The 22773-nt window shown below is 68.0% G+C and carries 17 protein-coding genes; 6 read left to right on the forward strand and 11 right to left on the reverse strand.

Annotated features, from left to right (window positions below; all coding sequences use genetic code 11):
• Positions 1–56: 56 nt before the first annotated feature.
• Positions 57–665, forward strand: a complete 609-nt coding sequence (locus tag FGE12_RS11470) for an HAD family phosphatase (RefSeq protein ID WP_153866466.1) — start codon at positions 57–59, stop codon at positions 663–665.
• Here the strand turns inward: FGE12_RS11470 and FGE12_RS11475 are convergent, their stop codons facing one another.
• Complete coding sequence (locus FGE12_RS11475) at positions 666–1316, reverse strand: glutathione S-transferase family protein (RefSeq protein WP_153866467.1); 651 nt, start codon at positions 1314–1316, stop codon at positions 666–668.
• A gap of 120 nt (positions 1317–1436) precedes the next feature.
• On the opposite strand from FGE12_RS11475, the gene FGE12_RS11480 reads away from it, so the two are divergent.
• The gene (locus FGE12_RS11480; protein WP_153866468.1) at positions 1437–2615 is read left to right on the forward strand and encodes a triacylglycerol lipase; all 1179 of its coding nucleotides are present in this window, start codon (positions 1437–1439) and stop codon (positions 2613–2615) included.
• 48 nt (positions 2616–2663) lie between these two features.
• Here FGE12_RS11480 and FGE12_RS11485 read toward each other — a convergent pair whose 3' ends face one another.
• Entirely contained in the window at positions 2664–3815 is a 1152-nt protein-coding gene (locus tag FGE12_RS11485; RefSeq protein ID WP_153866469.1) for an ISAs1 family transposase, read from the reverse strand.
• Between the two features lie 93 nt (positions 3816–3908).
• Positions 3909–4406 carry a PaaI family thioesterase gene (locus FGE12_RS11490; protein ID WP_153866470.1) on the reverse strand — a complete coding sequence of 166 codons (498 nt, stop codon included), beginning with the start codon at positions 4404–4406 and terminating at the stop codon, positions 3909–3911.
• 171 nt (positions 4407–4577) lie between these two features.
• Between FGE12_RS11490 and dps the strand changes: the two genes are divergently transcribed.
• Positions 4578–5114, forward strand: coding sequence for a DNA starvation/stationary phase protection protein Dps (gene dps / locus FGE12_RS11495; protein ID WP_153866471.1), 537 nt, complete (start codon positions 4578–4580; stop codon positions 5112–5114).
• Positions 5115–5136: 22 nt separating this feature from the next.
• Here dps and FGE12_RS11500 read toward each other — a convergent pair whose 3' ends face one another.
• The 3 genes from FGE12_RS11500 to FGE12_RS11510 form a co-directional block, all read right to left on the reverse strand.
• Positions 5137–5889: a hypothetical protein gene (locus FGE12_RS11500; RefSeq protein WP_153866472.1), complete on the reverse strand. Its 753-nt coding sequence runs from the start codon at positions 5887–5889 to the stop codon at positions 5137–5139.
• Between the two features lie 23 nt (positions 5890–5912).
• Positions 5913–7298 (reverse strand): hypothetical protein, encoded by a 1386-nt coding sequence (locus FGE12_RS11505; protein ID WP_153866473.1) that lies wholly within the window; start codon positions 7296–7298, stop codon positions 5913–5915.
• 136 nt (positions 7299–7434) lie between these two features.
• Positions 7435–7596: a hypothetical protein gene (locus tag FGE12_RS11510; RefSeq protein WP_153866474.1), complete on the reverse strand. Its 162-nt coding sequence runs from the start codon at positions 7594–7596 to the stop codon at positions 7435–7437.
• 396 nt (positions 7597–7992) lie between these two features.
• Here FGE12_RS11510 and FGE12_RS11515 point away from each other — a divergent pair, with 396 nt between their 5' ends.
• Positions 7993–8598, forward strand: coding sequence for a recombinase family protein (locus FGE12_RS11515; protein ID WP_153866475.1), 606 nt, complete (start codon positions 7993–7995; stop codon positions 8596–8598).
• A 161-nt stretch (positions 8599–8759) separates the two neighbouring features.
• On the opposite strand, the gene FGE12_RS30920 is transcribed toward FGE12_RS11515, so the two are convergent.
• The 5 genes from FGE12_RS30920 to FGE12_RS11540 all read right to left on the reverse strand — a co-directional run bounded on the left by FGE12_RS30920 (position 8760) and on the right by FGE12_RS11540 (position 20122).
• Positions 8760–9056: a hypothetical protein gene (locus FGE12_RS30920; RefSeq protein ID WP_153866476.1), complete on the reverse strand. Its 297-nt coding sequence runs from the start codon at positions 9054–9056 to the stop codon at positions 8760–8762.
• Positions 9057–9060: 4 nt separating this feature from the next.
• The gene (locus tag FGE12_RS11525; protein WP_153866477.1) at positions 9061–9816 is read right to left on the reverse strand and encodes an RHS repeat-associated core domain-containing protein; all 756 of its coding nucleotides are present in this window, start codon (positions 9814–9816) and stop codon (positions 9061–9063) included.
• A gap of 651 nt (positions 9817–10467) precedes the next feature.
• Positions 10468–15987 carry an RHS repeat-associated core domain-containing protein gene (locus FGE12_RS11530; protein ID WP_194797802.1) on the reverse strand — a complete coding sequence of 1840 codons (5520 nt, stop codon included), beginning with the start codon at positions 15985–15987 and terminating at the stop codon, positions 10468–10470.
• Between the two features lie 1313 nt (positions 15988–17300).
• The gene (locus FGE12_RS11535; RefSeq protein ID WP_153866479.1) at positions 17301–19304 is read right to left on the reverse strand and encodes a PAS domain-containing hybrid sensor histidine kinase/response regulator; all 2004 of its coding nucleotides are present in this window, start codon (positions 19302–19304) and stop codon (positions 17301–17303) included.
• Positions 19301–20122, reverse strand: a complete 822-nt coding sequence (locus tag FGE12_RS11540) for an alpha/beta fold hydrolase (RefSeq protein ID WP_153866480.1) — start codon at positions 20120–20122, stop codon at positions 19301–19303. The genes FGE12_RS11535 and FGE12_RS11540 overlap by 4 nt, the downstream gene beginning before the upstream one ends.
• Positions 20123–20261: 139 nt before the next feature.
• Between FGE12_RS11540 and FGE12_RS11545 the strand changes: the two genes are divergently transcribed.
• Positions 20262–21122 carry an SDR family oxidoreductase gene (locus FGE12_RS11545; RefSeq protein ID WP_228530745.1) on the forward strand — a complete coding sequence of 287 codons (861 nt, stop codon included), beginning with the start codon at positions 20262–20264 and terminating at the stop codon, positions 21120–21122.
• Between the two features lie 12 nt (positions 21123–21134).
• The gene (locus tag FGE12_RS11550) at positions 21135–21779 is read left to right on the forward strand and encodes a glutathione S-transferase N-terminal domain-containing protein (protein ID WP_153866481.1); all 645 of its coding nucleotides are present in this window, start codon (positions 21135–21137) and stop codon (positions 21777–21779) included.
• Positions 21780–22773 lie beyond the last annotated feature (994 nt).

The raw sequence follows: 22773 nt of genomic DNA on the forward strand, positions 1-22773 counted from the left end.
CGGGCCCGGGGCGGCCTCGGCAGAGAGCACACCGGCCGCCCCGTGGACCCCTTGCGATGACCGCATTCCCCCCTCCGCGCGCCGTGCTGCTGGACCTGGGCAACGTGCTCGCCTTCCACGACAACGGGCTCCTGTTCCGCAGGCTCGGCGCGCGCGCGGGGCTCGCCCCCGACGAGGCCGAGCGCCGGCTCATGGGCGCGGGCTGGACGGCGGCGAACCGCGGCGAGCTGGACGGCGAGGGCATCCGCGAGGACGTGTGCCGCGCGCTGGGCGTGAGCCTGCCCGCGGACGAGTTCTTCAGCCTCTGGAACTGCCACTTCACCCTCCACCGCGCGGTGCTGCCGCGCGTGGAGCGGCTCGTGCGCCAGGTGCGCGTGGTGCTCTTGAGCAACACCAACGTGCTGCACGTGCAGTACCTGAAGCCGCTGCTGCCGGTGCTCGAGCGCTTCCACGCGCTGGTGCTCAGCTGCGAGGTGGGCAGCGTGAAGCCCGAGCCCGCCATCTACCGCGAGGCGCTCGCGCGCGCGGGCTGCGAGGCGCACGAGGCGGCCTTCTTCGACGACATCCCCGAGTACGTGGCGGCGGCGGACGCGCTGGGCATCCGCGGCCGCCTCTTCACCACCGCGCCCGCCTTCGAGGCGCAGCTGACGGAGCTGGGGCTCTAGCTACTCGTACTTGCCCACGGGCGGCTCGGCGAGCGAGGCCTTCGTCCAGGCCTGCATGCTGGGAAGCTGCAGCACCGCGTCGCGGTACGCGGAGAGCTGCGCGTCCAGCGCGACGCCGTAGGTGACGAAGCGGTGGAGCACGGGCGCGTACATCGCGTCCGCGATGCTGAAGGCGCCGAAGAGGAAGGGGCCGCCCGCGCCGTAGCGGGTGCGGCACTCGCGCCACAGCTGCTGGATGCGCGCGATGTCCTGCGCGACGCCCGGCGCCTGCAGCCCCACCCCCGGCTTGCGCGCGCGGATGTTCATGGGGCAGTTCTGCCGCAGCGCCAGGAAGCCCGAGTGCATCTCCGCGCTCACGCTGCGCGCCACCGCGCGCGCCGCGGCGTCCTTCGGCCACAGCCCGGCCTGGGGGAAGAGCTCCGCCACGTACTCGCAGATGGCGAGCGAGTCCCACACCGTGAGCTCTCCGTGGCGCAGCGCCGGCACCTTCCCGCTCGGCGAGTGGCGCGCGATGTTCGCCGCGGTGTCCGGCGCGTCGAGCGCGATGACCACCTCCTCGAAGGGCTGCCCGGTGTGGGCGAGCGCGAGGTACGGGCGGAGCGACCAGGAGGAGTAGTTCTTCGAGCCGACGACGAGCGTGAGCGGTGCCATGAGCGGGCACTCTAGCGTCCACGTGTGCCGCAGTGTGGGAGCTGCACGAAGCGGCCGAGCGGGCGCGTCATCTTCGGATGACGCAGCGCGGCCCGACACCGGTTAGGGTGCGACCCCACGATGGCGAAGAAGCACCATGTCTACCTCGTCCCGGGATTCTTCGGCTTCGCGAACCTGGGCGAGCTCGTGTACTTCGGGCACGTGCGCGACTTCCTCGAGGAGGAGCTGCGCCGCCGTGGGCTCGAGGCCCGCGTGCACACGGTGCTCAGCCACCCCACCGCCTCCATCCGCGCGCGCGCCGCGGACCTGCTCTCCTCGCTGAAGGAGACGAGCGGCACCCCCGAGGGGCCGGATGAAGAGAGCGTGATTCACCTCATCGGCCACTCCACCGGCGGGCTGGATGCGCGCCTGCTGGTGACTCCGGGCGCGCGCCTGGGCGAGGGCCTGGACGTGGAGCCCTGGGCCCAGAAGGTGAAGAGCGTGGTGTGCGTGGCCACGCCGCACGTGGGCACGCCGCTCGCGTCCTTCTTCCTCGGCTTCTTCGGCCACCGGCTGCTCGAGCTGACCAGCCTCTTCACCGTGTACGCGCTGCGCTTCGGGCGCCTGCCACTCTCGGTGGTGTTCCGCTTCGGCGGGCTGCTCGCCAAGGCGGACGACCAGCTGGGCTGGCGCCAGACGCTGCTGGACCAGCTCTTCGGGCAGCTGCTGAGCGACTTCTCGAAGGACCGCCAGGAGGCGCTGGTGAAGTTCTTCAAGGAGGTGGGCTCGGACACCAGCCTCATCCCGCAGCTCACGCCGCAGAACATGGACCTGTTCAACGCGGCCACGCCGGACCGCCCGGGCGTGCGCTACGGCAGCGTGGTGACGCGCGCGCGGCCGCCCTCCTTGCGCGGGCGCCTGAGCGCGGGGCTGGACCCCTACGCGCAGCTCACCCACAGCATCTTCTCGCTCTTCTACGGGCGCGCAGGAAGGCTCAAGGAGCTGGACTTCCCGCGCCTGCAGCCCGAACAGTCCGCCGTATTGCTCAAGGCCTACGGCAAGCTGCCGCGCCCCGAGGACAGCGACGGCATCGTGCCCACGCGCTCGCAGCCCTACGGCAAGGTGATCGCCGCGGTGAACGCGGACCACCTGGACGTCATCGGCCACTTCGACGAGCCCAGCCACGCGCCGCCGCACGTGGACTGGCTCATCAGCGGCTCGGGCTTCCGCCGCTTCGGCTTCGAGCGCACCTGGCGCTCGGTGGTGGACTTCATGCTCGAGGAGGCCGAGCAGCGGCCCCCTGTCGTCTCGAGGCTGTAGGTCCCCTCTCCCGAGTGTCCCCTCTCCCTCTGGGCAGGGCGAGCGCATCTAAACTTCAGCAATTCCAGCGCTGAGCACCTGCAGGAGGTAGGCGTCGTCCCAGCCTGCCTTCTTGCGCTTGGCGGCGATGCCCGCCTTGAGGCTGGCCTCGCGCTTGAGCAGCGCGAGGGCGAGGCGCGAGAGGGCGGCGAAATTCTGCGCGCCCGCAGCGTCGCGGATGCGGCGCCTATCCTCGTTGAAGGCGACGTCCAGCACCCAGTGCAGGCCATTCTCCACGCCCCAGTGGGTGCGGATGACGTGGGCGAGGCGCGCCGCGTCCGGCGGCAGGCTGGTGAGGTAGTAGTGCACCTCGAGGCTCGCCCCGACGCCGCCGCCGCGGTGGCGCTCCACGCGCACGCAGGTGCCCGCGCCCGTCCAGCGCGGCCCCTTCAGGGGCCAGTCGGTGAGGGGCAGCGCGGAGACGCGCCGCACCTCCTCGCGCCCGTGGCCCGCGGCGTGTGTCACGTGCGTGCCCGCGGGGTGCGGCCCTGCCGCCTCGAAGAGGGCGACGACGTGCCCGTGCAGCTTCTCGCGGTTGCCCTTGAGGCACAGCACGTAGTCGGCGCCGGCCTCCTGCGCCGCGGCCGCGACGTCGCCCGTGCACCCGTTGGCATCCGCCGTCAGCACCGCGCCCTGCACGTCCAGCAGCCCGATGAGGGCGGGCAGGCCCGCGACTTCCCCCGGCGCGCCCGCTACCGCCACCTGCCCCAGCAGCAAGTCCTGCTCCGCCGCCCACGCGTGCAAGAGGTGCAAGGGGCGCAGGGCGCCGGAGGTTGCGCGCGAGAGGGCCCCGCGCACCGCCTTGCCGTCCAGCGCCACCACCTGCCCCGCCAACTCCTCGGCGAGTGCGGCCACCCACGCGCGCATGCACTCCTCGAAGCGCGCCGGGTGCAGGCTGCTGAGGACGCGGCGGAAGGTGTCCGCGCTGGGCGTGCCCTGCGCGAGGGGCAGCACCTTGCTGAAGAGTGCGCGCTTGGACTTCGCAAACAGCGCGAGCTCATCCCAGCCGTCCGCGCCACACACGGCGCCGCACAGCGCCAGCACCAGGACGTTGAGCAGGGGGTGTCGCTTCGTGCGCTCCACCCGCCTGTCTTTCAACACCTTGAAGTTGCGCGCCACCAACTCGACGACTCGCTGTGCACTCAGCCGCTTTCGCCCCATCGGACGCCAACAGCCAAGTGCCCAGAATCTCTTTCAGTTAGATGCGCTCGCCCTGCCCTCTGGGAGAGGGTCAGGGTGAGGGATTGAGCGCCTCTACTTCTCGAACTTCCGCACCGCCGCGAGGAAGCGCGCCGTGGTGATGGGGCGCTCGTCCGCGGCGTCCAGCAGCCGCACGGTGACCCACACCTCCGCGCGGCCCGAGTCCGCGAGCGCGCGGGAGATTGCGGACACGCTCTCGCCCGGCTCGCACACCGCGACCACGCGCCCCTTCGCCTTGGCGTGGAAGTCCGCCTCCACGCGGTTCACCAGCATCCCGAAGGGGCCGGGTGGGAAGTGGCGGAAGAGCACCAGGCCCATGGTGATCTCCATCAGCGTCATCTGCGCGCCGAAGTAGACGCTGCCCACGTGGTTCTTCGTGCGGCGCTTGAGCGGCAGCGAGGCCCGCGCCCGCGCGTCCGAGAGCTCCTCCACCCTCAAGCCCAGCCCGGCGGCCGACGGAATGACCTGCGGCACCGCGGTGGAGAGCAGCAGGTTCGCGGCACGCGGGGACACCGCGCGCACGCGGTCCAGGAAGGCGAGGGCTGAGCGCATCTCCGGGGGCATAGAGCCGCTGGCGCAGCGCGTCAACCGGCTCGCCGGGCAGGCGGGCTTCCGCGTCCAAGGTTCGGCCCGGGTTGGTTGGCGCACCGGGGGCGCGTCGCCACCCTGTAGGGGCGACGCGGTCTCGACCCGAACCCCCGCCCTCACCCTCTGGAGCGACCGATGAAATTCCCCAGCCACGTGAACCTCCCGTCCGAAGCGCGCGAGGAGCTCACCGACATGCTGAACACGCAGCTCGCCAACGCGATCGACCTGCACTGGCAGATCAAGCAGGCGCACTGGAACATCCGCGGCAAGCACTTCATCAGCCGCCACGAGCTCTTCGATCAGCTCGCGGACCACGCGCGGCTTCAGGCGGACAAGTTCGCCGAGCGCGCGGGCACGTTGGGCGGCTACGCGCAGGGCACCATCCGGCTCGCCGCGAAGGCGAGCGAGCTGCCCGAGTACGACCTCAAGGCGGTGAACGGCGAGGACCACATGATCGCCCTCACCGAGCGCTTCGCCCGCTACGGCGCGAGCATCCGCGAGGGCATCCAGCAGTCCGAGGACTGCAAGGACCCGGTGACGGTGGACCTGCTCACCCAGATTCTGGGCGAGGTGGAGCTGGACCTCTGGTTCCTCGAGAGCCACCTGCACGGCGAGCGCCGCCCCGCGGGCACCGGCGCGCGCTCCGACGCGGGCGCCCCGGCGGACGCCTGAGCCGTCGGAGCGCGGCAGTGGGCTACTCCTCGCCCGTCACCGTCACCTCCACGGTGGCGTCCGAGACCTTCGTGGTGTCGAGCGCCACCGGCCCCCGGCCCTGCACGAGCCGGAAGCGCGTCCGGTAGATGCCGTCGTCGGCGGGGCGCCCCGTGTCGTCCAGCGCGAGGGGCTGGAAGGTGGAGTCGCGCGTCCAGCGCACCCAGAACACGTCCGGGTCCGCCTCGTCGGCGCCCGCCTCGAGCACCCAGGCGGCCCAGTCCGCGCCGCCGGTGACGACCGCGTTCGTCTGACTCCACTTGCCGTCGCGCGCGGCCGCGCAGATGACCGCGGTGGAGGTGATGGCGCGGTTCTCGATGCCCGGCTCGTCCGAGGGGACGGCCGCGCGCGCGTGCTGCAGGTCGGTCGCGCACACCAGCGTGGTGTCGGGCCGCCCCGCGCTCGCGAGCACCCGCGCGTCGGCGAGCAGGTACATGCCGGGCGACTGGCTGAGCATGTGCTGCTTGCCGGAGCCATCGCGGTAGAGCAGGTGGTAGCGGCAGGCGACGCCGGTGGGGCGCAGCACCAGCGCATCGGCGGGCGCGCCCTCGACGGTGGCGAGCTCGGTGTCGCTGCGCACCTCGAGCGGGTCACAGCTGAAGCCGCGGCTGGGAGCCTGGGCGAGCGCCTGCGCGCGGGTGGCGGGAACGGGGGCGGCGTCCTCTGGCTGCGTGGCAGTGCAGGCCGCGAGCAGGGAGAGCGACAGCGGAAGGGCGTAGCGGAAGGGAGCGTTCATGGTCGCGGTCCTCGGGAGCTGCCCTAGCACTTGGTGTTGTAGTCGATGGACAGCTTCGCCGAGCCATCCGCCTTGGGGGTGCACGCGAAGTCCTGGCCGCACGAGTCGCCCGCGCACGTCAGGTCGAACTTCCAGTCGTAGTTGGCCTTGACCCGCATCCCGAAGAAGGTGCGGCAGGCCTTGGGCAGCCCGGCCTTCGCCGACGCCGTGACCGAGGAGCCGGCGCAGTTCTGCGCCCCATCCCCGCCGCAGTCGTCGCGCGAGCCCTTGAACGTGGTGGCGAGCTTCAGCTCCATGCAGTCCTTGCAGTCGAGTGCAAGCTTGTGGCTGCCCACGCTCACGTCCACCTTGCAGCCGCCGGAGCCGGCGCCCTCGAGGCTCGCCTCGCCGGTGCCGCCCGTGCAGGTGCGGCACGCGGCGTTCGCGGACCCATGGTTCTCCTGGCTCTTGGCGCCGCCCTTCACCCCGCCGCTGAACTTCAGCTTCGCCTCGCAGCTCCCGCTCACGCCGAAGCTGCGGCTGCCGCGCGAAAAGACGCGGTTCTTGAGCGCGAAGGTCTTCACCGACTCGCTCTGCTCGACCTTGCCGCTGAAGACGCTGCTCGCGTCGGTGCAGTAGCGGTTGGGGTCGCACTGCATGCCGCAGGCGTCCATGTTGCACGACTTCTCGAAGGTGGAGCTCTGCTCGTACTCGACCGCCCCGCTCGCCGTCGCGGTGATGCCGCACGCGTACAGCTCGGCATCGAACTGGCCGGAGCCCTTGCCCTTGGACTTGCAGCCGCCCGCGCACTGGGCCGGGTCGAAGCTGCCCGCGCCCTTGAACTTGATGCCGGCACCCGCATCGCCGCCCAGCGGCCCGCACGACACGGTGTGCTTGCTGCTCCACGACAGCGACGTCGAGGGGACCAGATCCGGCGTGCCGGGAGCACACTGCGCGCTGCACAGCTGCTCGTTGCACGCGGGCTCGAGCTCCACCTGCCAGTGGAAGCTGGCCCCGCCCCAGCCGGTGTAGCAGCAACAGGTCTCGATGGCAGTGAGCGTGAAGGACGCGGTGTTGCCGCTCACCGCGACCTGGCTCGTGACGTCCACCGGCGAGGCGACCTGGCCGACGCCCCGGCTGCAGCCCGGCACGGTGGTCACCAGCATGCCGCCCACGTAGCCCAGGTCGTCCGCGGAGCCGCCGACGATGGTGAGCTTGAGGCTCTTGATGTTGCGCGGGAAGGTGCGCGTCACCGGGAGGACCGCCGGGGTGAAGTCCGCGATCTTCGCGTAGCTGTAGGTGGTGTAGTCGTCGATGAGGTCCGGTGACGCGGCCTGCTGCGCATGCGCAGGCAGCGCCCCTGCCAGACACCACCCCCACAACAGCGCGAGCCCCAGGCTGCGCGCGCACGTCCTCGCGGTGCGTCTCACGGTGCCTCCTCCCGGGCCGAGCTGCACGGCCCCAAGGGGGAGGAAGATGGCGCGGTTTTGTCGACTGAAGCACGACGCGCCGCATCAGCGCGCGCGAAATTCCTGCCACCTGCCACTGGGTTGCATCTGCAACCGGTCAGCTGCCGCGCAGCGCCTCGGAGATGGCGTCCACCTCCTGCTCGATGCCGCGCGCCGCGGCCTCGAGCAGCAGGGGCTCCTCCACGCGCTCCTCGAAGAGCTGCGCCGCCCGGGCGAGCGCGGTGCGCAGCCCGTGCGCCTGCAGGAGCTCCACTGTCACGCGCAGCTTGTGCAGGTGGGGGCATCGGTCCCCGACACTGGCAACCGCAGGCCCCTAGCCTTCGCGGAGCGTTACTCAGGTGGGCCGGAGGAACCTGCCGATTGCTTACCCTGCCCCGCGTCACCGGCCTCCGTCGCACCGAGTACTTCGACGTCTGGGCCGGCGAGATGCCCTCCGCCGCCGAGTGCTGCGCGCGCCGCGCGCACTTGAGAGCCATGGGCTGGCGGAGCGTGGAGATCGCTCGCGAGCTGAGCGCCATGCGAGCCCTGCGGCGCAAGAACACCACCGAGACGAATAGCCTCGCGATGTCCCTGAGCTACGTCTTCGACTTCATCGAGCCCGGCGACGTGCTCTGGGTCGGCGACCTCCTCACCGTGTGCCAGCCCGTGGGTCCGCATGAGCGCACTCTCCACGTACGCGCTCTACATCCGCACCTCCACCGCCGACCAAGACGGCGCGGCGCAACTCCATGCCCTCCGCCGCGCAGCTGAGGCCCGTGGGTGGACCGCCCCTCGTGAGTTCATCGACCTCGGGCATTCAGGTGCCAAGGCCAGCCGTCCTGCGCTGGATGCCCTCAAGCGGGCCGCTCGCGCGGGCGAGGTGCGTCAGGTGATGGTCTTCGGTCTCGACCGTCTCGGACGCAGCCTGCGAGATCTCCTCGTCCTCCTCGACGAGCTGGCCGCCTGCGGTTGCGCTGTCATCAGCCTGCGCGAGAGCATCGACCTCACCACGCCCACCGGTCGGCTGCTCGTTCACCTCATCGCAGCGCTGGCCGAGTTCGAGCGCGAGCTGATTCGTGAGCGCGTGCGCTCGGGAATTGCGCGGGTGAAGGCGACAGGAAAGACGCGAAGTGGCAAGGCGCTGGGACGCCCGAAGCGAGAGGTGGACCTCGATGAAGTCCACAGGCTCCGTCAGCAAGGCCGGAGCTGGCGGGAGATCGCCATGGCCCTCAAAGTGCCGACCCGCACCCTTCGTCGTTCGGCGGGGCAAAACCCTGCCTGAGATTTGGCTGGGTGAGCCCCTCGGAGCAGCTGGGTGGGGCGAAAGGAACACGTTATGCGCCGCCGACTTCACTCACCCCAATTCCCTCCCTCAGGGCTTCTGCATCGACGTCGCACGCCCAAGGGCCCTTTCCTACATGTCCAACGCCATGGGCACCGCAGCTAGGGGATGCCACGCCGATCGGGCGCGCTAAAACACGCGCCGTACAGCAATTGCTCGAGCCGCACGCAGGTCCGTCCCTCGCCACAGTCTATATCGGACTCACAGACTGGAGCGCACGTTCCTTTGCGGAACAGCGCTAGAAATTGCGGCCGATTCTTCTGACACTTGAGGCCAGACGCGCAGTCGGAATCACGGCGGCAACTACCCTCATGTGGAACTGAGTCCGCGGATGGCGTTCCGCATGCTGTGGCGCCAGCGAGAGCGAGCGCCGCAATCAACACGATGGTGCGCATCATTTACTCACTTCCCCTTAAAGCACCGATCGGTGATGTCCTTCGGATCTGCTGGACCAAGATTGATGTTTTCGCTCAATCGCAACCAGCTATCATTCGTCGCCCAAATGTCGATCCCCTGAAGATATTTACACACATGAAACGCCTCGTGAACCATCGCCTGAGCGAGAATCTCTTTGGCTAGAGGGGTAGTTCCGTCGCACCAGTATGAATTGAAGGCGACTCCGACGCCGCCGGGAAGAACGTTGGACGGTCCGTTTCCACCGTAGTCCTGTCCCAGCTCCCCCTTTCTGGCAACCCAGACGATCGGAAGCGTACCGTCCTTGAGATACTCGCAGATGTTGCATGGCGGTTTGCACTCAGAATTGCACTGACTGCCGGCATCACAGCCCATTACCTCCCTCGCACGCTTCAGTGCAGGTCCCCAGTTATCGCAGGTGGCCCTAGGGTCGAGGGTGTAGAGGCCTGTCGGGTCACTGGATTTCACAGGGTTGTTCTTCACGTACGCGTACGCGGGCCACGCCCCTGCCTTGGAATCCACCGCCGCCATCGGCTCCGGCTGCAAATACCGCCCGATGCTGGGGTCGTAGTAGCGGTTCCAGTTCTCGAAGAGGTCGGTCTCGGCGTCGTGGTACTGGCCGGGGAAGCGAAGGGGCGTCCAAAAGGGCTGCGCGCCCCGCTGGAAGCGCTGGTATTCATAGGCGGCGAGCACCACACCTTGCTGAGGCGCAGCGGACTCCAGCGCCGTCGTCTGGAAAGCCATGTCTTGTTTAGGAGCGGCCGCCCCTAGGCAGTGTCTGACGGATCGTTTCAGCCGCCATCCGCGCCTGTTTACGTCGTCGCGCGGCGCTCAGCTCCGAGGGGAATTTCTCCTCGAACGATGCTTGAACCGACGATCAATGCCGGTTTAGGCATCCGCCAGACACAACCTAGCGCCATCGTCCGCGATGCCGCCATGCTTGAAGTCCCGCAGTCCGACCAACACCAGAGGTCATTGCACACGACTGGGCAATCGGAAGGGGGCGGGGGCGACTGGCTCGGGCGCACGAGGGTGACGTCCACGGAGGAGCCCGTCGGCTCGTACCAATTCGACCAGACATTGCTGACTGGAGGCGAACTCGCGAATCCGCTGTCAGGCGGCAGCCTTAAATGCGTCACCTTTGGCAAGCACAGTAAAACGTATCGAGATCACTGATTTTTCCAGACTTGCCGCACGACACCCACTCCACGTGTTCAGTCGTTCGTGTTCGGACTCCCAGGAAATGAATCTCCTCGGCCACCGCGACAGCACACCCTGCTTGATTCGTGTCCACACGGTAGCCGCGGTGCACGACTCGGATGATGCTCCAGGATGCCCCCAGAGCAACCCCGAGAGTGGCAGCAACGAGAAGGCTAATCATACGATGCGTTCTAGCTACCACCGCTTCTTGGGCATGCATTTGGCCTCCAACTCCTGCGCCGAGCAACCGGAAGCGGGCGGAAAGAAGAAAGCTTGCGACGTGTTTGTATCCCTCGACCCACGCACTCCAGTGTAGCTACACGCGTGGGTCGCTTCATGTAGGATAGTCGAGGCCAAATCGAAGATGTATGACGAGTCTTCGCACATGTGATCGTTGAAGGTGTACGAGAGCCACCCTATCGTGCTCTCTGCAGCCCGCGTACCGTACAGGCCCGTCGGTGCCGTAAACATTGGGTATCCTCGCGGAATCAACCCCAAATCATCAAAATAGGCATCCGGGCCAGTGCCACGACGAAGCACGGCACAAACATCGCAGAGGCCATCCCCGTTGCACGCAGCGAGTGCCGACTGGCATTGACAGGATGTGTCGGTTGTTCCATCTGGCAGGCAGCCAGCCCACTTCAGAGCGAGCCACTCTGCAGCGTTCCAGTTAGAACATTCGTATGGATTGCTCACCTTGAACAGCCCAGTAGGGTCCGTGTTCTTGACGGGATTGCTCTTCGAGTAGGCATAAGTCGGCCAAGCGGACGCCTTAGGGTCCAATTTAGCCATCGGCTCCGGCTGCAGATACCGCCCGATGCTCGGGTCGTAGTAGCGGTTCCAGTTCTCGAAGAGGTCGGTCTCGGCGTCGTGGTACTGCCCGGGGAAGCGGAGGGGTGTCCAAAAGGGCTGCGCGCCTATCTGGAAGCGCTGGTACTCGTAGCCTTCGATCACCACGCCTTCAGGCGGGATGACCACTGGAGGGGATGACTCGCACTGCTCGTAGCAATCGAATCCACCACACACCTCGATGCAGCCGTCCCCCACTGAAACATTTGTTGTCTCGGTCTCCGGGTAGTACCAATCCGACCAGACGTGCCCGAGCCCGCGGCCCTGCATGGTCAGCGTCTGCGGGCCGGCCTGTGTTACGTACGAGATGTCCACCGAGTTGTTGGCGAGGTCGAGCGTGTGCAGCAGCACGCGCTGCCGCTGCGCAAGCTGCGGGCTGCCGGTGGGCTGCGTCAGGGTGGCGAGCGGCATCGCAGGCGCCCCCTGCTCGAACGGGTGAGGGGACTCGGCGCGCACGGCGACGCGATTGACGTGGCCGAAGGGGTCATACTCGCCTACGCCTGTCACCCGACGGCTCGAGTCGAGCATCAGCACGGGTTTGCCGAGCGGGTCGGTCACGATGAAGTAGACGCCACATGGGGCGGCGTCCCAGTTGCGGGCGCAGCGCCCAAACCCGTCCGACTGCTGCACATAGCCGGAGTCGAGCACGCTGCGCACCAGGGCCACCGGTCGGCCATCGAGCCAGACGTAGTCCTCCGCCGTGAAAGTCGAAGGTGGGTCGTTACCTGCCTCTTGGGAGGAAGTCGGCACGAAAGGCGAAGTCGGGCCCACGTCCGTCAGCATCTGGTGTCCGGTGTCGTAGAAGAATTCGTTCTTTTCCCCCGTCGGACTCTCCTTCAGGCGCCGGCGCCCCCGGGCGTCATAAAAGTAGTTGTAGTAAGCGCCGCCTACAGACACCGCTCGGAAGACGGTATCCGTTGCAACGGAGGCGCTCGGGCCGTACTCGAATCCAACCGAGAAGAGGCCTGGGCCGGTGTCGGAGGGCCCCCAAATCTTTATGAGCGCGCGTCCATCTGCGTCGTACGCATAGTTATAGCCCCAGAGAGAGCCTGGGCTGCCGCTGGTCACCGAGAGAAGCCGGTCCACAAGGGGCGTAGGCGCGTACGTCGGAACCACGGCAGCCCCATCTTCAACGGTGCCACTCGTGCGCAGTCCACGCTTGTTATAGGCGTAGACGCGGGAGGCGTACGCGCCCGCGCTGCCAGCCATGCGGGTTGCCGAGGTGAGTCGCAGCGTGCGGTCGTAGTCAAAACTCTCTACGTGGGCAGTTCCCTGCAGCACGCACGTCGCGGAGCTCGTCACCTGGTCCGCCGTCCAGCCGTAGGCGCGCTGGTAGATGTCACCCGCGGAGGTACCCGCGTCGCCGGTCGACACGCGCAGCGCCTGAATACGGCCGGTGCCATCGAGCGGTGCCGTGTTGGGCGTGCAGGTGCTGACGGAAGTAGCTGAGTTCTTGCCCAGCGCGTACTCCACCGTGCTGGTAGTGCCCGTCGCCGTGTGGTGCTGGGTGTAACCGCGCAGGCTCCCGTAGGGCTCCCAACGCACGCCGCTCAGCAGTTGCTCCGTCGTCCAACCGGAGCCCCCGCGCAAGGCTACCTGCACGCCGGTGATGCGGTCCGCATTGCCTCCCAGGCCATACTGGTAGGTGACGGTGCGGCCGTAGGGGTAGGTGAGGCTCTGCAGGCTGCCGTTGGCGGTGTACGTGTAGAGGGTATTGAGACCGCTGCACGCGGTAGCGCGGGTGCGCACTCGGACCTCGGCAAGGACGCGGCCCTCCTCATCATAGCGGTACCAGGTGGTGCCGAAGGAGTCCGACTGGTAGCGCACCCGGCCCTGCGTTCGCGCAGTTGCTACGTCCAGCGCGGCGCAGTTTGCGGGCACTGTCCCCTCTGAGTCGTGGCCAAAGGCATAGAGGAGCGTCGGGGCCGCCGTGGAGCCTACCGCGCGCCGCTCTGCGCGCTTGAGGCGCCCGAGGGAGTCATAGCTATAGGCGAGGTACTCGGCCTCCGGCTTCGTGGGGGGCATGGCGGCCATGGCGGCCGTCTGCTTCTCCACCATGTTGCCCCGCGCGTCGTAGACGTAGCGCACGGGGCCCGAGGCGTCTGGCAGCGAGACTTGGATGATGCGGCCGAAGTCGTCGTGGAGGTACGTCGCCGCGGGCTGCGTGCAGTCCGCGTAGCTGTCACTCTCCGCGCAACCCACCTTGACGCCCGAGACGTTGCCCTGGGCGTCGTAGGTGAAGAGGGTACGCTGCGACGTGCCCGCGTTAGGGTATTCGGTAACGCTCTCAAGGCGGTTCGCCCGGTCGTAGGCGAGGGCGCTGCAGCGCTCTTCCTTAGCCTTCGGCATGCCGGTCGCCGGGTCCACGTTGCCCTTCGGCATGCCGGTCGCCGGGTCCACGTTGCACAGGGCCGGCGGCGCATTGAAGGCGAGGCCCACGCCCGTGAGGTTGTCCGCGCCGTCGTAGGACTTCGTCGCTGCGAGGGCCGCCGGCAAATCGGCGTCACCCGCCCCCTGCCAGGTGGGACGCCGGTGGGCGTCGGCCGCGTAGCGCACCACGCGGCGCGTCTCAGCGGTGCCTGCGTTGGACACCTGGTAGCTCTCCTGCTTCACCGTGCCATCCGGCCAATAGGAGTAAACGACGCGCTCTGCCCAGCCGCTGCCGTCGGCCGCCCCAGCCTTCGCCTTCCACTGAAGCTTGTCCGTGGGAGTGCCGCCGGTGCACGAAGAGGTTGTCCCCGCGCGGTAGCAGTACACCGCGAAGTTGCCCGCCGGGTACTGCACCGAGGTGAGGTGGCCGTTCTCGTACGTGTTGGTGGTGGCCGGGGCCGTGGAACTGCCCACCCTGCGCGTGGCCACCTGGCCATTCACGTAGGTGAGGTAGGTGGTGACGCCGTTCGCATCCTCGACTTGCGTCGCGCTGCCGCGCGCGTCGTACGCCTTGTAATGCGTCGACAGCGGCGTCCCTGCGTCTCCCTGCGGATACACGTGCATCCACTCGAGGCGGTTGCGCAGCGGGCCTGCGGCCGTGTCGGCGTAGTAGCGGTACTCGGTGCGCGGCGCATCCGTCGCGGGACAGCCGGACGCGGTGGTGCTGTCGACGTAGCAGGGGCCACGCACGCGGGTTGCGCGGCCCTGAGAGTCGTAGTCCGTGAAGGTGCCGAGGTAGTGCACGGACGGCGGCACCGGGGTGCCGGCGTCCCCATTCTCCACGCTGGTGGACGTGTATCCCATCCGGATGACTGCATTTTGCCGGCCGGCGCTGTCGTAGCCATACGTCGTGCTTACCGTGACGGAGGCATCCACCGTGCTCCTGCGCAGCTCGCGCGCCGGACGCTGCTCATCGTTGGGTCCGTACGAGTACTCGTAGGCAGTCTCCTCGACACCGCCATCGCCGTCCGGACTCAGCGCACCGCGCAGCACCTTGCGCTTCTCCAGCTGCGGGGTGCCGCCGTCCGCAGGCCCCCCCATGGCGTACTGGTACGCCTCCCAGTTGCCGCGCTTGTCCTTGTGTCCGACGAGACGTCCGGGGAGGCCGCCGTCGGCGGACGCCCACTCGTAGCGCTCACTGCCAGGGCTGCAGGCCGCGCCTCCGTCACAGCTGTCTGTCGTCTGGTAGAGGCGAGCTTCCTGCGTAACGGCGCCTGGCGGGAGAGTTTCAACCACGCGAGTGAGGGCGGAAACAGCGTCCCGGCCATCACCGGTGCCGGCGTCGGTGTCCACCATGGCGCGCGCATGAGGCTTCCGGCCGCCACAGTCACTGCCAGGTTGGCACGCCGTGAGCGTTGCCTCGGACATCGTCCACGCCTCTCCGCCGCCCACCGCATTCGTGACGGTGCCGTCCGCGGAGTTGTACTCATGCTTTACGACTGGTAGTCCGCCCACAGATGCGGTGAAAGCTGAAGCGCTGTAGGCATACGAGCGACTGGTGCTGGCCGTGATGGCGCTCGCCAACAAGCCGGGCTGCTCAGTACCACTGCCATCTACTGCGTAGGCATAGGCGACGGCAGGGGTGGGATCTCCGTCGAGAAGCACTTGCCCTAAGACACACGCAGTACCCACCTTGCGATACGTGAAAGAGAAACCACCGGCAGTCCCTTGGACGTGCGACAGATACGGCACGGCCGGCGTGTTACTGGTAGGGCAGCTCAGTAGCGCCCCCAGCGCATCGCGCGGCAGTGCGTATGTGAGAGTGGCAATGGGCTGACCGCTACGCGACTCAATGCGAGTAAGAAAGTAGCGACTGACGGACTGGCCGGAGGCGGCCCAACCCGACTCGTAAACATAGCGTTGACCGTCGGCCTTCAAGAGAAGGAATCCCGCGGCCGTGCGCTGAAGCCGCTCCTTCGCATCGGCATTGCCGCTTGCGGCCTGGGTCGTACAGGGGGTTCCCGAACAGGGCACAAAACGGAGCAGATGGCCGGTCGGCTGGCGCAGTGCCCATTCGCTGCCCTCGAAGTAGACGGCGCTGTAATACGAGTGCCACCAGTGAAGCGATCTGGCATTGCTCGGACTTGAGCCGAAAGGCGTAGGTGCGCCTGTCACCACATCGCTCGAGGCCCAAGCATCGGCAGACGAGCTATAGGTGCGGCTAAACTTCAGCGGCCCGGCCACACCGCCTACGACGTCGGCGTCGTCCTCGAGCAGCAGGCTGCGACCCGAGTAGGCACTCACTGGGTCTGTTACGTAGGCCGTACGACCCTTGCCATCGCAGGCACACTTCCCATCCGAGCAATCTGCGAGCGCCTCAACAGGAGCACACAGCTCGCTTTTCGGCTTGCAGTACGTGGTCGGCGGTTGGTTTTGGTACCCGTGCAGGCTGCCGTCGGCCTCGACCCGCCAAGTGACCTTGTAGGAGGGGTCCATCTGGCATGAGCCGAGGCAGCCATTTGGTGCCGTACAGTCACTTCCATACACGCATACCGACGCGCAACTATTACCGACCAAGCCAACTGCGGCAGCAGGCGTACACCCAAACTTGTCGTTTCCGCACGAAAACCCTGTGTTGTTGCATTCACTGCCGTCGCACGGACAACTCCAAAACCAATAAACCGGCCCTTCTGGGCAGTCCGAAACCTTCCCTTCGCAATAGTTCACCTGGGCCCAACTTCTCCCGGCCACAAATAAACAGGCGAAGGCAACAAGTAGCATCCTCAGACGGATGAGGTGCATTCGCGAGACATGGAATTGGCGAGCAACGGTCACATCGACCTCGAAGAAGACACAGGGCAACTGGGAGTGCCGCCTAGTCGCGCCATTGGGGCTCAACACTCGGGTGCTTGGGCGCGCGGTCGGAGAAGTCAAGGTGAGCGCTACGGGTTGGCAGAACTCTCGATGGGTCGGGGCACACACATCCATCCATCGCTCGTCGGAACAACCTGCTGGCAACTCCATCCAGAGCGGCACTGCCCTTGGTCCTGCGGAGCGCAGCGCGATGTACAAAGCCAGCCCTTGTCAGGTTCGGGCTCGAAGTGCCCACAAAGGCCAGACAGACACGAAGGACCACCGCCTACAGCACAGGACTCTCCTACCTCGAGCCTGTTGCTAGCAGTCTCTCTGAACCGGTGCTCCGAGAGGGGCGCAGGCCCCGGCGCCGCGCCCCCGCCCCCGCCTCCTTCGCACGCCAGCAGCAGCACTGCCGCTAATAGCCATCCCTGCACAAAGCCGTGCCGTCTCAAGTTCCGCACACTCCCCTCCTCGCTGGTTTGGGAAGTGTTGCCACCCCGCGCAGCGTCGCGGCTTTAACAGACAACCTAAATAACATCAAATCGAGTATTCACTGACAGCCTGGACCGACAGGTGTCACGCTGCATCCTAGGGCAGCCGACGTTCCGGTGATCAGATTTCGCATCCGCGCTTTGGGAGCCTACGCTTCGGGCTAGCAGTCAGCGTGTTTGATACAGCTTCTCTCTAGGCCGCACAGAGTGCCGCACGACACCACGCTGGTTCGAATCGGCTGCGAGGCAAGCGCGAAGCTGCGACGCCAGCGTGAGAGTCTGAAGCGGCTGCCCGCCTGGCAGTGCCACTCGAGGCATCGACGCATCCAAGAAGGCCGCTCAAGCCGGTGTGCACGGCTTCCTTCCACAACACGGCTGCACGGCCCTCGTTCATCGCTGGCAGCGCCGCGGCTCCCGCGGGTTCCGGGAGGAGTCCATTCACAAGACCTTCGACGTCGCGGGTCACGCCACCCCGGCGCGCAGCGCCTCGGAGATGGCGTCCACCTCCTGCTCGATGCCGCGCGCCGCGGCTTCGAGCAGCAGGGGCTCCTCCACGCGCTCCTCGAAGAGCTGCGCCGCCCGGGCGAGCGCGGTGCGCAGCCCGTGCGCCTGCAGCAGCTCCACCGTCACGCGCAGCTTGTGCTGGTGGTAGTCGAACTCCTCGTGGTTCACGCTGCGCAGCGCCGCGCGCAGGCCCCGCCGGTGCTTCTGCAGGCTGCTCAGGGTGAGCCGCGCCAGCTCACCTTGCGCCTCGGCGTCCTCCTCCGTGAGCGCGAGCAGGCGGCGCAGGTCGAAGCGCGGCAGGCTCATCGCCTCGCCCTCGCCGAGCGCGGGCGGCGGCAGCGCCCCCTGCGGGTGCGGCGCGCTGTGCACCTGCAGCTTCGCGAAGAGGTCCTCGGGGCGGAAGGGCTTGCAGATGAAGTCGCTGAAGCCCGCCTCGTCCAGGCGCCCCTCCAGCCCGATGCGCGCGGACGCCGTGACGGCGATGATCGGCAGGTGCCGGTAGCGCTCGCCCGCGAGCTGCCGGATGGCGCGCGTGGCCGCGTAGCCGTCCAGCCCCGGCATGCGCAGGTCCATCAGCACCACGTCGTAGGGCGCCCGCTGCACGCGCTCCACCGCCTCGCGCCCGTCCACCGCCACGTCGTAGTCCACGCGCCAGCGGCGCAGGAACTGGGTGAGCATGAAGACGTTGATCTCGTTGTCCTCGGCCACCAGGACCCGCAGGCCGTCCAGCCGCTGCACCGGTGCGGGCTCGCTCGGGACCGCGGCGAGGGGGGCCTGCGCGCGCTCGACGCGCAGGCGCAGGCTGAAGGAGAAGGTGGAGCCCTTCCCCGGCTCGCTCTTCACGGCCAGGCGGCTGCCGTAGAGGGCGAGCAGGCGCTGCGAGATGGCGAGCCCCAGCCCCGTGCCGCCGTAGCGCACGCCGATGTCCGCGCTCGCCTGGGTGAACTCCTCGAAGATGGCGCCGACGCGCTCGGGCGGGATGCCGATCCCCGTGTCCGTCACCTCGAAGTCGAGCAGCACGCCGTCCCCAGAGCCCGACTTCGACTCCGCCGCGGACTCCTCGCGCACCTGCACCCCGAGCCCCACGCTGCCCTGCTCGGTGAACTTGATCGCGTTGCCCAGCAGGTTCGTGAGCACCTGGCCCAGCTTCACCGCGTCGCCGCGCAGCAGGTGCGGCACGCGCTCGTCCACCGCCACGCTCACCGCGAGCCGCTTCTCCTCGGCGCGCCCGCTCAAGCCGTACACCGTCTGGAACGCGAGCTGGCGCAGGTCGAAGGGCTGCTCCTCCAGCGCCACCTTGCCGCTCTCGATCTTGCTGAAGTCGAGGATGCTGTCGAGCAGCGAGAGCAGCTGCTCGGAGGAGGAGCCGAGGATGCGCACGTAGCGCTGCTGCTGCGGCGAGAGCGCCGTCTTCTGCAGCAGGCTGCTGATGCCGACGATGGCGTTCATCGGCGTGCGGATCTCGTGGCTGACCATGGAGAGGAACTCTGCCTTGGCCCGCGCGGCAGCCTCCGCGCGCTTCTTCGCCCCCTGCAGCTCGCGCTCGTAGCTGCGGCGGTCCGAGATGTTGAAGAGGCTCGCGCGCAGGAACAGCGGCCTTCCTTCCGCGTCGCGCTTCTGCACCAGGTTCGCGAGCACCGGCAGGGGCTGCCCGCCGTCCCCCGCTCCGAGCAGGTCCAGGTGCACCTCGCTCACGAAGCCCTGCATCTCGAGCAGGGGCGCGAGGTGCGTCTCCCAGAAGATGCGCCCGCCCACCGTGAGCAATTCCTGGAGCCGCCGGCCGACGAGCGCGCCGGCTTCCACGCCCAGCCAGCCGCACAGGGTGCGGTTCACCCGCCCGATGGTGCCGTCCGGCAGCGTGGAGACGTAGCCGCAGGGCGCGCTCTCGTAGAGCTCCTCGGCGCTCTCCTCGCGCAGCGCACGAAAGGGGTCCTGCTCGGGGCGCGGCGTGCCGTCCCTCATGCAGCCGCGGCCCTCGCGAGGTAGGCGCGCATCGCCTCCACCGTCTCCTCGGGCGCGCTGAGGTGCGGGCAGTGCCCGGTGGCCTTCAGCACGTGCAGCTCGCTGCCCGGCAGGTGGCGCTCCAGGTACTGCCCCACCGCGAGCGGCGCGATGACGTCCTCGGAGCACTGCAGGAGGAGCGAGGGCGTGCACACCCGCGCGAGGTCCGTGCGGTTGTCCGAGAGGAAGGTGACGCGCGCGAAGTGCTGCGCGATGTCCGGGTCGGTGCGGCAGAAGCTGTGGGTCAGCTCCTGGCCCAGCTCGGGGCGCTCCGGGTTGCCCATGATGACGGGCGCCATCTGGCTGCTCCAGCCCAGGTAGTTGCTCTCGAGCGACTCGAGCAGCCCCTCGATGTCCTGGCGCGAGAAGCCGCCCACGTAGCCCGTCGCCGGGTCGTTCACGTAGCAGGGCGAGGGGCCCACCAGCACGAGGCGGCTGAAGCGCTGGGGCTCCTGGAGGGAGGCGAGCACGCCCACCATCGCGCTCACCGAGTGCCCCACGAACACCGCGTCCTGCAGCTGGAGCGCCTGGGCGATCTCCAGCACGTCCTGGGCGTAGCCCGAGAGGCTCGCGTACTTGCGCGGGTCCCACGCGCGCGGCTCCGCACCGCCCGCCCCCACGTGGTCGAAGAGCACCACCCGCCAGTCCTGCAGGAAGGCCGGGGTGACGAAGCGCCACATGCTCTGGTCGCACCCGAAGCCGTGCGCGAACACCATCGTCCTGGAGCTCGCTGAGCCCCTGCCCAGCACCTTCACGTTGTTGCGCTGCAGCGGGTTCATTGGTTCTCCAAGCTCCAGCCTTCCCCATCTGCCCGCCCGCAGGGGGCCCACGTTCGGCGGGGCGCCCGGGAGCGTTGGAGATCCAACGGCCCTGCCACCCGCGCGCACGGGCGCGGACGCGGGCCGTTATACGCGGGGCATGGACGCGAACAAGACCATGGCGGGGCGGGTGTGCCTCGTGACGGGGGCCACCGGCGGCATCGGGCTGGAGGCCGCCAAGGCGCTCGCCCGGCAGGGGGCCACGCTGGTGCTGGTGGGCCGGGACGCCGCGCGCGGCGAGGCGGCGCTCCAGGCGGTGCGCGACGCGGCGCCCGGAGTGAGCGCCGAGCTGCTGCTCGCGGACCTCTCGCGGCAGAAGGACGTGCGGGCGCTCGCGGCCGCCTTCCTCCAGCGTCACGAGGCGCTGCACGTGCTGCTCAACAACGCGGGCGCCATCTACGAGAAGCGCCAGGTGACGGAGGACGGGCTGGAGGCCACCTTCGCCACCAACCACCTCTCCTACTTCCTGCTCACGCACCTGCTGCGCGGGGCGCTGGAGGCGGGAGGAGATGCGCGAATCGTCAACGTGGCCAGCCGCGCCCACCAGCGCGCGCGCCTGGACCTGGACGACCTGCAGGCCGAGCGGCGCTACAGCGGGATGCGCGCGTACGCGAACTCGAAGCTCGCCAACATCCTCTTCACCCAGGCGCTCGCGAGGCGCCTGCGCGGCGGCCGCGTCACGGCCAACAGCCTGCACCCCGGCGTGGTGCGCACCGGCTTCGGGCGCAACAACGCGGGCGCCATCGGGCACGTGTTCCGCCTCTTCGCCCCCTTCTTCCTCACCCCCGAGGAGGGCGCGAAGACCAGCGTGTACCTCGCCTCCTCGCCCGAGGTGTCCGGGGTGAGCGGCGAGTACTTCGCGCGCTGCCGCCGCATGCGCCCCAGCCGTGCCGCGCAGGACGAGGCGCTCGCAGAGAAGCTCTGGGCGAAGAGCGCCCAGCTCACCGGTGTAGCCCCCTGAGGGAGTGCCGCCATGCCTGACGCCGCCATCGACCTGTACACCTTCACCACGCCCAACGGCCGCAAGGCCTCCATCGCGCTCGAGGAGGTGGGGCTGCCCTACCGCGTGCACGTGGTGGACATCACCAAGGGCCAGCAGCTCACCCCCGAGTACCTGGCCATCAACCCGAACAACAAGATCCCCGCCATCGTGGACCACGCCCCGGCGGACGGCGGCGCGCCCTTCACCCTCTTCGAGTCCGGCGCCATCCTGCTCTACCTCGCGGAGAAGACCGGGAAGCTGCTGCCCAGGGACACGCGCGGGCGCGCCGAGGTCACCCAGTGGGTGATGTGGCAGATGGGCGGCCTGGGCCCGATGTTCGGCCAGATGAACCACTTCCGGCGCTACGCGAAGGAGCAGAACCCCTACGCCATCCAGCGCTACACCGAGGAGAGCCAGCGCCTGATGGGCGTGCTGGAGAAGGCGCTCTCGACCGGCGACCACGTGGCCACCTGCGGCTACTCCATGGCGGACGTGGCCGCCTACCCGTGGGTGCACGCCATGGTGACGCAGTACCCGGAGCTGCTCGAGGGCCGCGAGCACGCGCGGAAGTGGCTCGAGCGCGTGGGCGCACGCCCCGCCGTGCAGCGCGGCATGGACGTGCCGAAGCGGGGCTGAGCCCCCGTGCTTGCCGCAGATCGCTCCCGTTGATCAGGGCAAGGCTCCTGCTCAAATCGCTACGCCCTTGAGCGTTGCCTTCACAAACGGTGCAGGCCCCCTCGGTCGACGATGGCAGGGTCGACCAAATGCAATGGTTTGAAGCAAGCCGCTACGCACCCGGCTCATGCCAGTCACTCCCAACAAGAAGTCAGCCCCTATTGGCGCGCTACAGGGACGGCGATCTACGTCGCTGGCTCGCACTTCTTAACGGCCATGAATCTGACGAGCAGCGAACGCCCAAGCAAACAGAACCGGGCCCAAAAGACAAAAGGCGCCAAACGTAAGTCGATCGACCAGCGCCAGCTCTCCTGATCTCCGCAGCCAAACGAGCACTCCGCGACGAACAACGTGGGCTACGGCGCACAAGACGTAGCCCCCCCATACGCCCCAGTAGGCTCGTCCAAGGTCAATCCCCCAGGAAAGAGAGATAAAGCCCGGCGCGATAACGATGAGGAGCATGACGCAACTCATCGTCCCCCATTCCTGAAACGACGTCGGAAATACCGAGAAGGTCGTCCTCTTCATAGCGCCCTGACAGTGGTAGCACAATTGAGCGTGCCCCAGGATACGCCTCCGCCAAGGCCCACGGTAACACCGTACGAATTCGGCGACTGCCCGGGCTCTCCCTCGGCGAAAAAGGAAATATTAGGGCCATCCCCGCCTGCACCAAATACGCCGACGCTCAATCCCTCGAATTTGTCGCTATCGTAAATCCCACGTGCGAAGCCAACTCCAACGCAAGCAGAAGCATGTCCCTTGACGAGGTCACCGGGGCTCTTCAACAAACCCTTAATAAGGCCATGGGTATCTGCGAGACTGCAAACGCTGCTGACGAGTGCCGTCACCGGAGCGGACAGACAGCTATAGACAGCCCCGAAGGCAACAAGACGAGCACCAACCACAGTTTCTGGGGACTCACTCAGACTCCTCAAAGCAGAGGCTCCACCGATCC

Source organism: Aggregicoccus sp. 17bor-14 (assembly GCF_009659535.1).
In the GTDB taxonomy this organism is placed as follows: Bacteria; Myxococcota; Myxococcia; order Myxococcales; family Myxococcaceae; genus Aggregicoccus.

Coding starts and splice junctions, on each gene's coding strand:
- FGE12_RS11470 (WP_153866466.1), top strand. CDS start 57: ATGACCGCATTCCCCCCTCCGCGCGCCGTGCTGCTGGACCTGGGCAAC.
- FGE12_RS11475 (WP_153866467.1), bottom strand. CDS start 1,316: ATGGCACCGCTCACGCTCGTCGTCGGCTCGAAGAACTACTCCTCCTGG.
- FGE12_RS11480 (WP_153866468.1), top strand. CDS start 1,437: ATGGCGAAGAAGCACCATGTCTACCTCGTCCCGGGATTCTTCGGCTTC.
- FGE12_RS11485 (WP_153866469.1), bottom strand. CDS start 3,815: ATGGGGCGAAAGCGGCTGAGTGCACAGCGAGTCGTCGAGTTGGTGGCG.
- FGE12_RS11490 (WP_153866470.1), bottom strand. CDS start 4,406: ATGCGCTCAGCCCTCGCCTTCCTGGACCGCGTGCGCGCGGTGTCCCCG.
- dps (WP_153866471.1), top strand. CDS start 4,578: ATGAAATTCCCCAGCCACGTGAACCTCCCGTCCGAAGCGCGCGAGGAG.
- FGE12_RS11500 (WP_153866472.1), bottom strand. CDS start 5,889: ATGAACGCTCCCTTCCGCTACGCCCTTCCGCTGTCGCTCTCCCTGCTC.
- FGE12_RS11515 (WP_153866475.1), top strand. CDS start 7,993: ATGAGCGCACTCTCCACGTACGCGCTCTACATCCGCACCTCCACCGCC.
- FGE12_RS30920 (WP_153866476.1), bottom strand. CDS start 9,056: ATGATGCGCACCATCGTGTTGATTGCGGCGCTCGCTCTCGCTGGCGCC.
- FGE12_RS11525 (WP_153866477.1), bottom strand. CDS start 9,816: ATGGCTTTCCAGACGACGGCGCTGGAGTCCGCTGCGCCTCAGCAAGGT.
- FGE12_RS11530 (WP_194797802.1), bottom strand. CDS start 15,987: ATGGACCCCTCCTACAAGGTCACTTGGCGGGTCGAGGCCGACGGCAGC.
- FGE12_RS11535 (WP_153866479.1), bottom strand. CDS start 19,304: ATGAGGGACGGCACGCCGCGCCCCGAGCAGGACCCCTTTCGTGCGCTG.
- FGE12_RS11540 (WP_153866480.1), bottom strand. CDS start 20,122: ATGAACCCGCTGCAGCGCAACAACGTGAAGGTGCTGGGCAGGGGCTCA.
- FGE12_RS11545 (WP_228530745.1), top strand. CDS start 20,262: ATGGACGCGAACAAGACCATGGCGGGGCGGGTGTGCCTCGTGACGGGG.
- FGE12_RS11550 (WP_153866481.1), top strand. CDS start 21,135: ATGCCTGACGCCGCCATCGACCTGTACACCTTCACCACGCCCAACGGC.